Genomic DNA, 11,534 nt, shown 5'->3' with positions numbered 1-11,534 from the left:
GTTGTTATGCTTTATTGAATGTTTTCAGCCTACTGAATAAACAATGTTATTGCAGTAAAAATTACCAAATTCCTGTTTAGTTTTTCTTAGCTTTTTCTAAAATCGCATAAAAGAAACCGTCGCCCGCGTCTTCACCTGGAAGAATTTGGCCTCCACGGACATGAACGCTGCTGAACGTGGTGTCTATAACGTAGTTTGCGTTATCGTGTTTGGCTATAAAATTTTGAATTTGTTTGTCATTTTCTTCGGGTAACAACGAGCAAGTGGCATAAACTAAGCGCCCTCCGGGTGCGAGCATAGACCAACAAGCTTCAAGAATGTCACTCTGTAGCTGCACTAGTGCTGCAATATCCGCGTTCTGGCGTAGCCACTTGATGTCTGGATGGCGTCGAATTACACCGGTAGCAGAGCAGGGCGCGTCGAGTAAAATACGGTCATAGGGTTTGCCGTTCCACCATGTCTCTGGGGCGCTAGCGTCTTGGCATAATACGTTAGCATTTACGTTTAGGCGCTCGAAGTTTTGTTCCATGCGCTCGATTCGCGAAGCTTCTAGTTCTACAGCGTCGAGCTCTATGGTTTCCGCCAGCTCTGCGATATGTGCGGTTTTTCCACCAGGTGCAGCACAGGCGTCCAATACTCGTTGCCCTGGCTTAGGTTCTAACAGCCGAGCTGCCCATTGGGCGCTGATGTCTTGTACCGAAAGAAAACCTTCATCAAAATGAGGTAACTGCTTTACGTCTATGGGTTTTTCTAACCGAATAGCACTACTTAGTGTTGGGTGTTGAATCGCCCCAATACCTTCTTTTTGTAAAAGCTCTAAATACGCACTGGGTTCAATGTGTTTGACGTTTACACGCAACCATAAAGGCGGCTTCTCTTGGCTTGCAGCGAATACCTGCTCTGCATGCTCTGGCCAAGCTTCAGTCACACGTTCTCGCAACCATCTAGGGAAACACTGTGCTAGTGAATACCGCTGTAGAACTTGTGTTTCCAAAGCTTCTTGCTGGCGCTGGTAGGAACGAAGCACTCCGTTCACAAGCCCTGTAAGTGGCTTTTGCTTAAGTATGCGTGCAGCTTCGACAGTTTCAGCAAGTATTGCGTGAGGCGGGGTTTGTAACGATCTAAATTGGCATAAACCCACTAACAATAGACTGTGAATAATTCGAACTTTCTTTTTTAGCGGCTTGTCGACCAGCTGTTGAATGAGCCATTCATAACGCGGTAGTTCGCGCAAAACCTGAAAACACACTGTTTGAACCCAGCCTTTGTCTGCGCCCTCTAGGCTGGCTTGAACTTCGGGAAGTACGGCTGTTAATGACCGCTTTTGTTCGAGCACCGCAAACAATGCTTTTGCAGCGGCTGCTCTCGCAGCGCCTTTTTTATTTGTGTTTTTGCTACTTGCGGTTGTCATTCATTGTCGCTCAACGGCGCCTCATTCAACAATGAATCGCCCACTTTGAAATTGTCTTTCCGTGCATTAAGAAGTTCATGGATGGCCATGGGCTTCTTACCCGGCAACTGTACTTGCACTAGCTTCAGAGCACTGCCTTCACATTGCACAACTAAGCCATGTTTGTCGGCTTTTATAATCGTACCTGGTGCCTGACTGTTATCACTTTCGATAGGTTCGGCGTGAAGAACTTTAACTCGCTCCCCAGCGCGTAAAAATTCACTACCCGGCCATGGTGTGTACGCTCGCATGTAACGTTCTACAACAGCGGCAGGCAAGCTCCAGTCTATTCTCGCTTCCTCTTTGCTGAGCTTCTTCGCGTACGTTGCTTGGCTATCGTCTTGCTCTTGTGCGTGAACTTGACCTTGCTGTATTTGCTTTAATGTTTCCACTAACGCGACAGGCCCAGTTTCTGCCAGCTTTTCATACAGCGAGGCACTAGTTTCGTCAGCTGCAATCGGAGTTTTCTCAACGTGAAGCATAGGGCCCGTGTCTAAACCGGCGTTCATTTGCATAATGGTAATACCGGTTTCTTGGTCGCCCGCCCAAATAGCTCGCTGAATAGGAGCTGCGCCACGCCACTTCGGTAAAATTGAGCCGTGTACGTTAATGCATCCTAGTCGAGGAATGTCTAACACTGCTTGGGGTAGAATTAGGCCATAAGCAACCACTACCATAATGTCGGCTTGGTAGCTTTGAAGGGTTTGCTGGGCTTCAGGTGTTTTTAACGACACTGGTTGTTCAACCGGAATGTCATGTTCAAGTGCGGTAACTTTCACTGCTGAGGGCTGTAACTTTTTTCCTCTTCCTGCAGGGCGGTCGGGCTGGGTATAAGCAGCTACAACCTCAAATTGCTTATCGTTTAAAAGCGCTTGTAAGTGACGCGCAGCGAAGTCTGGTGTTCCGGCAAAAATAACGCGCACTTTGTTTCCTCTACGCTTGAGCGACTTTTTCGGCTAAGCGAGCTTCTTTCTCTAATTTCTTGCGAATACGGTCGCGTTTCAGCGGAGACAAATAATCCACAAACAGCTTACCGTCTAAATGGTCAATTTCATGTTGAATACAAATGGCTAGCAAACCGTCTGCTTCGCGGGTGAACTCTTCACCGTTGCGATCGAGAGCTTTTACCGTCACAGTTCCTGCGCGTTCAACCTTGGCATAAACACCTGGAAAGCTTAGGCAGCCTTCTTCATTGGTAAAGTGACCTTCTTGCTCAACAATTTCTGGGTTAATGAACACCAAAGGCTCGTCTTGATCTTCACTACAGTCGGCAACAAATAGTCTTTTATGCACGTCGACTTGGGTTGCGGCTAAACCTACGCCCTGAGAGCTATACATAGTTTCTAGCATGTCATCGATAGTTGCGCGCAATGCATCGTCTACGACATCAACGGTTTTTGCCACAGTGCGCAAACGCTCGTCTGGATATCGTAAAATCGTCATCGTTGCCATGGGTATAACTCCTCTCGTTCGGTGAACCCAATATTTTAACGGGTTTAACGCTGAATTCATAGTCAATCATTCGCGCTTCCCTAGTATAGAAATTAGGATAATAGTCTTTAATTTCAAGGGCGCGGCTACAATGAAATGGACTTCTGAAAGCTTAGAGCAATGGCTTCGTATTTATTATGCAAAGGGAACTTTGCAAAAAAAGATTCAGACGGTTTGGAGGAATACATCATTCTTGGTAAATACACCTCTACAATGCCTCCCCAAAGCCATTCTGAACTCGTTGCCGGAAGTAGAGCCCAGAGTTCTGGCAAGAACCTGGAAATGGCTTAATAATGATGAAGAAATACCACGAGACATTATTCTCAACTTACCCAATAGCGCGGGGCCGAATGAATACCCAACTCAGCTTAAGGAGATACATGACGCGCCCTGCATGCTGTTTGTTGAGGGTGACAGTTCATTACTCAACAGTACCCAGTTAGCTGTGGTGGGAAGTCGAAAAGCACCCAATGTCGCGTATTTGGCTATTCAGCAATTCCTGCCCGAATGTATACGCCATGGTATTTGCATTACCAGTGGCCTAGCCATGGGCGTAGACTCCAGCGCCCATCAATTATGTGTAGAGCAAGGTGGTAAAACTATAGCGGTATTGGGCTGTGGAATTGATTTATGCTACCCACCCAGAGCGAAGCAATTACGCAAAGATATTCTGAATAGCGGTTTAATTGTTAGTGAGTACCCGCCAGGAACCGCTGCGAAAACTGAACACTTCCCACGCCGTAACCGTATTATAAGTGGGTTAAGTCATGCTGTTTGGGTGGTTGCCGCAACGCCAAGAAGCGGCTCCTTAATTACCGCAAGGCTGGCGCTCGAGCAAAACCGTGAAGTGTTAGCTATTCCCTATGGCGTGTTTGAATCTGCTGGGCTCGGTTGTAACGAGCTTATTAAAAATGGCGCTAAATTGGTGAATAGTTCTGCCGATTTAATAGAAGTGTATGCGCTTTTTATTTCAAACCTTGAAAGTGGCAGTGAACACCCCCACTTAACTGGGGTAGGGGATAAACAGCAAGAAATGTTCGCTACAGGGTTGGCAAAGCCCGAAATGTTAGCTAACGTAGGTTTTGAGACCACGCCGTTAGAGCAAATTCTTGAACGCAGCGGCAAAACAGTAGCCCAAGCTATGAATTCTCTTGTGGGTCTCGAACTAGATGGATGGATCAAAGCTGTTCCTGGCGGTTATGTCAGAGTGAGGAGGTAATGACGTGTTTGATATCCTCATGTATTTATTTGAGAACTTTATCCATTCGGAAATGGAAGTCGTAGTCGACCACGACGAACTGACCGATGAGTTAACCCGTGCCGGATTTCATTCACAGGAAATCACTAAGGCATTGGCGTGGCTAGAGCGTCTCGCGGATCTGCAAGATAGCCAAGACAAACCTTATTTAATGCAAGCAGTGCCTGTTACTTCTTTCCGTGCGTATACGCCGGAAGAGTTGGCGCGTTTAGATAGTGAATGTCGCGGCTTTATGATGTACCTCGAGCAGATTGGTGTTTTAGACTTCACCACACGTGAAATGGTTGTTGACCGTGTAATGGAGTTAGACACGCCGCAGTTTGCGCTTGAAGACCTGAAGTGGGTTATTCTCATGGTGTTGTTTAATGTTCCTGGTCACGAAGACGCCTATACCCGTATGGAGGAGCTTCTTTTTGAGGAGCCCGAAGGCGTAATGCATTAGCGTTGTGCCATGACGGACCAAGATAAACTCATTCCGGGAATGAACCGGAACCTGTCTGAACACCGAGAGCCTTGCCCGAAATGTGGGGCTCCTATGCACCTTCGACACTCTAAAAAACATGCCGGCAAAGGTAAGTCGAACTCTTTTTGGGGCTGTTCAGCCTATCCGGAGTGTGACCACACCCAACCTCTGCATGAAAAAAGTGACTTTGAAGCCCAGCCTTTGCCCGGTGAAGTATGCCCTGAATGTGACGCTCCGCTTTTATTGAAAAAAGGTCGATACGGTTTCTTTATCGGTTGTAGTGCTTTCCCTGACTGTCATTACATGGTCGACCCTAACGCTCCAGCGGAACAATCTGCGCCGCATTGCCCTAACTGCAACAAGGGGCATTTAGTTTTGCGCACGAGCAGATATGGGAAATCTTTTTATGCTTGCGACGCTTATCCAGAATGCAAATACTCACTTCCAGAACCTCCGGTAGAGCACCCATGCCCAGAATGTGGTTGGAAAGTTATGATCAAGATCAAATCACAGGGCAGAATTACCTATAAATGCCCGCAAAAATCATGCGGTTTCAAAACTGACTCGTTATAATGCAGCAGCATTAAACGGGAGAATCAAATGCTTCACGAATCTGCAGAACCGGGCATGCTTACCGACGAGCAAATTGCCGCGGCAAAACAAGCTATAGAAAACCATGGTGTTATTGCTTACCCCACTGAAGCCGTATTCGGATTAGGCTGCGCGCCTTACGACGAAATAGCGGTACGTAAGGTATTAGAGCTTAAGCAACGCCCCATAGAGAAAGGCGTGATTTTGATAGCTGCCGATTACAGCCAGCTGTTGGACTATGTCGATGACTCAAAAATTGGTCAAGACGCTCGTTTTAAGGTGTTTTCTCACTGGCCCGGACCCATTACCTTGCTTCTTCCCGCAAAGGCTTCGGTACCCAAATTCTTAAAAGGCGAGCACGACACTATTGCTGTGCGGGTTACGGCTTTTGAACCGGTGCGTAAGTTGTGCCGAGTATTAAACACGCCTTTGGTTTCTACCAGTGCAAATCGTTCAGGGCAACCTCCGTTTACCGATGCAGAACAAGTCATTGAAGAATTTAAAGACGAGGTTTCTTGGGTGTGGCAAAGCTCTGTTGGACAAGCTAAAACCCCAAGCAAAATTATTAATCCATTCACCGGAGAGGTATTCCGCGCATGAGTGAACATGCTTATTTAGAACAGGTTAAGTCATTTCTTTTAAAGCTACAGGACGAAATCTGTACGGGTATTGAATCGCTGGATGGCAAAGCTGAATTTCAAGAAGACGCTTGGAAACGTCCTGGCGGTGGTGGTGGTCGTACTCGTGTTATCGCTGGCGGTGATGTTATTGAACAAGGTGGCGTGAACTTTTCACATGTATATGGTGAAGAAATGCCTGTGTCTGCAACAGCGCATAGGCCTGAGCTTGCCGGGCGAAGCTTCCATGCCTGCGGTGTTTCTTTAGTACTTCACCCCAATAACCCGTTTGTTCCGACCACGCATGCGAACGTGCGCTTTTTTATCGCCGAAAAGCCCGGTGAAGACCCTGTTTGGTGGTTTGGCGGCGGTTTTGATTTAACGCCTTTCTATCCATTTGAGGAAGACGTTGTGCATTGGCACGAAGTAGCACGTGACGCAGTGGCTCCGTTCGGCGAGAACTACTACCCAGATTATAAAAAATGGTGTGACGAGTATTTCTACCTAAAACACCGAGAGGAAACACGCGGTGTGGGCGGTTTGTTTTTTGATGACTTAAATACCAATGCCGAAGGCGAACTCGACTTCGAACACGCATTTGGCCTCATGCGAGCTGTGGGCGAAAACTTCTTACCGGCTTGGTTACCTGTCGCGCAAAAACGGAAAAATACAGAGTTCGAGCAGCGCCATAGAGACTTTCAATTGTATCGCCGTGGTCGTTATGTTGAGTTCAACCTTGTCTACGACCGAGGAACCTTGTTTGGCTTGCAGACTGGCGGAAGAACAGAGTCTATTTTAATGTCTATGCCACCATTAGCGCGCTGGGAATACGCATATCACCCTGAGCCAGGTAGTGAAGAAGCAAAACTATATGAATTCTTAAAACCACGGGATTGGCTATAATTATCTGTTTTTCGGGGATATGTTGCCTGAACCCGGAATAAGTATTAAGCTTAATTCTGTTTGAAAAATGAACAGGTGAAAGAGGTATGACAATTCAACTCTTTATATTAGTGGTTCTTGCCGCGATTGTTGTTGTGATTTTTATGAATCGTAAAAAGCAACAGTCGTCTTCAGAAGGCGAAGCCTCTACAGAAAAATCAGAGCAGCCGGAACCAGCTCAAGAGCAAGAAACGCCCGAGCCGTTGCCGAAAGCGGAACAAACACCGGGTTCGCCGGCAATTCCAGAAGCTCTGGAAGAAATTGCCGAGCCTCTTGATGGTGAAAAAGATCCGTTAGTGCGACATAAAATACTGTCGCAGCTCACGGAGAAGGCCTACAAGCATCGTAAAGACGATGAGTATCGTGACGCTTGTATTCATTATTCAGTTGTTCATATTCAAGAGTTTAGCGACATCAAAGAACCGCTGAAAGAAGCCAATGGCGGTAACTTGCCACAAGTTATGACTTTCCAAAACTATGCTAACTTGCTGCTCGAGCAAGAGCGCTTTGATGAGTCTGTTAAGGTATGTGAGCAAGCACTTGAATTTGGTTTAGACGATAAAACGCAAACTGGCTTTGAAGGTCGTATTAAGCGTATTCGTTCTAAACAGAAGAAGGCTGGTTAATCATGTGATGCGCTAGTGCCGTGAAGCGCTGGCGCAATTCATGTTTTAAGTCTTTATCTTCTACTTGCTCGTCTAGCACTTGATACATGCAATGCAGCCATTGGTCGCGCATTTTCGTGTCGATGGCAAAAGGCATATGCCTAGCGCGTAGCCTAGGATGCCCATACTTTTCTTCGTAGTAACGCGGCCCGCCTAACCAACCACATAAAAATTCGAAAAACTTCTGTCGAATAGCGTCCATAGGTTGTGGATGTATCGCTAGTAGTTCACCTGCGGCCGGATCTGTGCTCATAATGTCGTAAAATCGTTCTGCCATATTGCGAACGGCGTTTTCACCACCCAGCTGTTCGAAAGGTGACGCAGGTAATTTTTGTTCACGTTTAAAGAATCGAGACCACATTATGAAATTTGCCGTTTTTGGAGAACCTATTCAACACAGTTTGTCGCCGCAAATTCATCAGCAGTTTGGGCTACAAGCAGGGTTGAAGCTAGAGTATTTGCGTATTCTAACACCTCCAAAAGACCTGAAGAAACGATTCTATGAGTTTGTAGAGCAGGGAGGTTCAGGCGCGAACTTTACGTTACCGCTGAAAGAGTTAGCCACCGACTTAGCCGACCAGGTTGAAGATGTTTCCTTGCAAACGGGGGCTACTAACACGCTGGTTCAGCGCGGAACACAATGGGTTGCTACCAATACCGACGGTTTAGGGCTGGTTTCTGACTTATTACGAAAGTTTGGCAGCCTACAAGATAAAAAAATTCTTATGCTAGGCGCTGGAGGTGCTGCTCGAGGTGTTTTGCCTGCACTTTTAGCGCAAAACCCGCGAACGTTACACATTGCCAACCGAACGCCTGAACGTGCGGAAAGGCTTGTGAACGACGCTTTTCGATTCCATCAAGAAGCACCCTTGTCTGCGGGAGCACTTACGCTTATGCCCGACCCTGACTTTGACCTTATTATTAACGCTACGTCGAGCGGCCTAGACCAAGAAAAGCCAAAAATTAAAGAGTCTTTGCTGAAATCAAAACCGTTTTGTTACGACATGGTCTATGGTGATAAACAAACTCCGTTTTTGGAGTGGGCAAGTGGCAGAAACTGCGAGGTTGCAGACGGTTTGGGTATGTTAGTTGGGCAAGCTGCAGAAAGCTTTCGACGTTGGACCGGTGTAATGCCCGATGTGGGTACAGTTATCCTACGTGTCCGTAAGCAATTAAGCCAAGTGTAGTGCAGGAAGGGCCGATAATATGAATGCGGATCAAGTCTCGATACTGGTAGTTCTTGCGCTAACAGTAGTGATGTTTATTTGGGGCAAATGGCGTCACGACGTAGTTGCTGTGCTGTCTCTTTCGGCGTGTACCTTGCTTGGTTTAATTCCAGACACTCAAGTTTTTATAGGATTTAGTCATCCAGCTGTTGTTACGGTGGCTTGTGTTCTTGTTATGAGCTACAGCTTGCAAAGTACTGGGGCTATAGACGTAGTGGCGAATAAACTAAGCCCGAAAACCGGTTCACCGACACGAACTATTGCGTCACTAACATTGCTAGCTGCAATTATGTCTGCGTTTATGAACAATGTAGGCGCAATGGCCTTGCTTATGCCCGTTGCTATTCAATTGGCAACTCGGCTAGGCATGGCTCCGGGACAAGTGCTTATGCCCGTGTCCTTTGGTGCAATTCTTGGCGGAATGACCACGTTAATTGGTACACCACCTAATCTTATTGTTGCTGGTTTCCGTGCCGAAGTTGCCGACAAAGGTTTTGGCATGTTTTCGTTCACTCCGGTTGGGGCTTCTATTGCTGTTGTGGGCGTTATTTTCCTTGCCGCTATTGGGTGGCGGTTTGTGCCTGTGCGCCAACGAAGTGACGCCGACAGTTTCGACACGGGTAAGTATTTAACAGAAGTAAGGGTTGTTTCCGGCGGTAAAGCAGAAGGCATGACCGTGTGGGAATTAGATAAAGCATTAGACAGTAGCGATGGGCAGCTGCTAGGTATGGTGCGTGACGGGGAAAAGGTGTTCACCCCACATTGGAATAAGAAACTGAAAGCTGGCGACCTTATGATTATAGAGGCCGAGCCAGAAAAATTAAGCCAGATGCTTTCCGCGTTAGGCCTACGGTTACTTGAAAATGTGAAACCGGACAGAAAAGGCAATGAAGCAACAGATTTAGGGGAAGTGCAAAGCTTAAAAGCAGAGCAAGAAGCACCAGAAGGGCTTGATGAAAGCGAACAGGAAGTGACTTCGGAGGTGGCGAAGCTGGATGTAAGCCCGGTTCATGCGATACATAAGACAGGCTTTGAAGATCATCAAGAACCAGAGCCAATAAAAAAAGCGGCATCCAAATGGTTTGATCGTAGGGTTACGGTTACCAGTGAGCGCACGCTGCGTGGGTTAAAAGTGGGCATGCGAGACCAAAACGCACCCCAACTGAATACCGAGCCACGAGGCTCAGACAGCTCCGAAATTGTGTTGGTGGAAATGGTGGTGTTGCCGAACGCTAGAATAATCCATAACACCGCTCAAGAACTGCAATTAAGAAGCCGCTATAACCTCAACTTACTCGCAATTTCTAGGCAAGGTAAGCAAACCGTAGAGCGCCTACGTAGAACGCGTATTGCTGCGGGTGACGTTATTTTATTGCAGGGCGACCCTGAACGGTTAGCTACATTTGCTTCCAGTTTTGGCTGTGTACCACTAGCCGAGCGAACTATTCGGGTTCCGAGTCGGAAACGAGCGGTGCTTGCCAGTGTCATAATGCTATTGGCGATCATGGGAGCTGCATTAGGCATTATGCCTGCTGCTCTGTCTTTCGGTGGCGGTGTCGCGGCAATTATGGCGTTTCGCTTATTACCGTTACGCCAGGTGTATGAAAGTATCGACTGGTCGGTGGTTATATTACTAGCGGCACTTATTCCGGTTGCCGGCGCTATGCAAAGTACAGGGGCCGCGGACTGGCTCGCGAACAATATGCTGACCTACATTGCGCAGGGGCATGCGCTAATTGCCTTGGGACTATTGTTAATTCTTGCTATGACGCTGTCGGACTTTATGAATAACGCAGCCACCGCGGCCGTAATGTGCCCAGTTGCATTAAGTGCTGCAGGACAACTTGGGGTTAACCCAGACGCATTCTTAATGGCTGTTGCGGTGGGTGCAAGCTGTGCCTTTTTAACGCCTATTGGGCATCAAAATAACACTTTAATTTTAGGGCCTGGTGGTTTCCGCTTCGGAGATTATTGGCGTTTAGGGTTACCACTAGAATTGTTAGTGGTTTTGTTATCGCTTATATTATTGCCTATTGTTTGGCCACTAACATAATAATAAGGACGCTACTGTGGAAAACCAAAGCGAACCGTCTGGCATACTCAATGGCAAAAAGAGAGCGCGAACGGCGAAAGAGAAAGACTTACGCCGAGAAAGCTTGCTTGACGCTGCGCTGGAATTGCTGCTTGAGTCTAACGGGCAATTGCCCACAATTAATGCCATAGCTAGCCGAGCAGGTGTCGCCAAGGGAACCGCGTACTTATACTTCAAAACCAAAGAAGCTATTTATATGGCGTTGCTTGAATATCAATTGCACGACTGGCTCAACGAGATTCGCCATCAACTGCGCTTTGTGCGAAACGACATTGTAGACGGAGTTGTTGAGGCCATTATGAGTTTCAAAACAAAGCAGCCAAACCTTTGGACACTCGCCGCTTTAGGTCATCAACAACTTGAGCCAAATATTGATAAAAAAGCGCTGCTCAACCACAAAACAAAGCTTGCGCAAGATTATCGTGCGACCGCTAGAAATATAGTGCAAACCGCTCAATTGACTGAAAGTGCAGTGGACGAAGCGCAGCGCACATTAATTCAAACTTATGCTTATTTGTTAGGTTGCTGGCAGATAAGCCACCCGCCAGTATCTATAAAGTCGCTTCTCAAAGGCCCTGGGTTAAGTGCGTTGCAACCTGACTTTTCGGTGATGGCGCAGCAGGGTGTTCAACAAATTTGGAGTGGCTTTTTCGAGAGCTTTAGCGAACAGCCTGAAAAAAGCAGCGTACTTGGGCGTTGGTTTAAGAAATAACTTTCACATCGGAAATATGTAAAACAA

Annotated in this window: 13 protein-coding genes; 9 read left to right on the top strand and 4 right to left on the bottom strand. The window is 47.0% G+C overall.

Features of this window, described 5'->3' with window-relative positions:
- Window positions 1–76: 76 nt before the first annotated feature.
- Genes rsmB through def form a run of 3 tightly spaced genes read right to left on the bottom strand, consistent with a single transcriptional unit; the run spans window position 77 to window position 2,902 of the window.
- A complete protein-coding gene (gene rsmB / locus DQX04_RS08985; protein ID WP_111915545.1) occupies window positions 77–1,411 on the bottom strand; it encodes a 16S rRNA (cytosine(967)-C(5))-methyltransferase RsmB in 1,335 nt (444 codons plus the stop codon).
- Entirely contained in the window at window positions 1,408–2,373 is a 966-nt protein-coding gene (gene fmt / locus DQX04_RS08980) for a methionyl-tRNA formyltransferase (RefSeq protein ID WP_111915544.1), read from the bottom strand. The genes rsmB and fmt overlap by 4 nt, the downstream gene beginning before the upstream one ends.
- 10 nt (window positions 2,374–2,383) lie before the next feature.
- A complete protein-coding gene (def, locus tag DQX04_RS08975) occupies window positions 2,384–2,902 on the bottom strand; it encodes a peptide deformylase (RefSeq protein WP_111915543.1) in 519 nt (172 codons plus the stop codon).
- A gap of 130 nt (window positions 2,903–3,032) precedes the next feature.
- Between def and dprA the strand changes: the two genes are divergently transcribed.
- The 6 genes from dprA (at window position 3,033) to DQX04_RS08945 (ending at window position 7,438) form a co-directional block, all read left to right on the top strand.
- A complete protein-coding gene (gene dprA, locus DQX04_RS08970; protein ID WP_111915542.1) occupies window positions 3,033–4,160 on the top strand; it encodes a DNA-processing protein DprA in 1,128 nt (375 codons plus the stop codon).
- A gap of 4 nt (window positions 4,161–4,164) precedes the next feature.
- Window positions 4,165–4,641 carry a DUF494 family protein gene (locus DQX04_RS08965; RefSeq protein WP_111915541.1) on the top strand — a complete coding sequence of 159 codons (477 nt, stop codon included), beginning with the start codon at window positions 4,165–4,167 and terminating at the stop codon, window positions 4,639–4,641.
- 9 nt (window positions 4,642–4,650) lie between these two features.
- Entirely contained in the window at window positions 4,651–5,235 is a 585-nt protein-coding gene (locus DQX04_RS08960; RefSeq protein WP_207916285.1) for a type I DNA topoisomerase, read from the top strand.
- 27 nt (window positions 5,236–5,262) lie between these two features.
- Window positions 5,263–5,853, top strand: coding sequence for an L-threonylcarbamoyladenylate synthase (locus DQX04_RS08955; protein WP_207916287.1), 591 nt, complete (start codon window positions 5,263–5,265; stop codon window positions 5,851–5,853).
- Window positions 5,850–6,773, top strand: a complete 924-nt coding sequence (gene hemF, locus DQX04_RS08950; RefSeq protein WP_111915540.1) for an oxygen-dependent coproporphyrinogen oxidase — start codon at window positions 5,850–5,852, stop codon at window positions 6,771–6,773. The genes DQX04_RS08955 and hemF overlap by 4 nt, the downstream gene beginning before the upstream one ends.
- Window positions 6,774–6,859: 86 nt before the next feature.
- Window positions 6,860–7,438 carry a hypothetical protein gene (locus tag DQX04_RS08945; protein ID WP_111915539.1) on the top strand — a complete coding sequence of 193 codons (579 nt, stop codon included), beginning with the start codon at window positions 6,860–6,862 and terminating at the stop codon, window positions 7,436–7,438.
- Here the strand turns inward: DQX04_RS08945 and DQX04_RS08940 are convergent.
- Window positions 7,416–7,838, bottom strand: coding sequence for a group II truncated hemoglobin (locus DQX04_RS08940; protein WP_111915689.1), 423 nt, complete (start codon window positions 7,836–7,838; stop codon window positions 7,416–7,418). The genes DQX04_RS08945 and DQX04_RS08940 overlap by 23 nt on opposite strands.
- A 1-nt stretch (window position 7,839) precedes the next feature.
- Here DQX04_RS08940 and aroE point away from each other — a divergent pair, with 1 nt between their 5' ends.
- From aroE to DQX04_RS08925, 3 genes are read left to right on the top strand one after another with little or no spacing between them, the layout of a single operon-like run.
- Entirely contained in the window at window positions 7,840–8,664 is an 825-nt protein-coding gene (aroE, locus tag DQX04_RS08935) for a shikimate dehydrogenase (protein WP_207801096.1), read from the top strand.
- Between the two features lie 19 nt (window positions 8,665–8,683).
- On the top strand, window positions 8,684–10,756 hold the full coding sequence (locus DQX04_RS08930) for an SLC13 family permease (RefSeq protein WP_111915538.1): 2,073 nt from the start codon (window positions 8,684–8,686) through the stop codon (window positions 10,754–10,756).
- A gap of 16 nt (window positions 10,757–10,772) precedes the next feature.
- Window positions 10,773–11,507 carry a TetR family transcriptional regulator gene (locus DQX04_RS08925; protein ID WP_111915537.1) on the top strand — a complete coding sequence of 245 codons (735 nt, stop codon included), beginning with the start codon at window positions 10,773–10,775 and terminating at the stop codon, window positions 11,505–11,507.
- Window positions 11,508–11,534 lie beyond the last annotated feature (27 nt).

Source organism: Aliidiomarina sp. B3213 (genome assembly GCF_003290085.1).
Taxonomy (GTDB): Bacteria; Pseudomonadota; Gammaproteobacteria; order Enterobacterales; family Alteromonadaceae; genus Aliidiomarina.
Note: the sequence above shows the minus strand (reverse complement) of the source record. Positions and strands in the feature narration are given on the sequence as shown.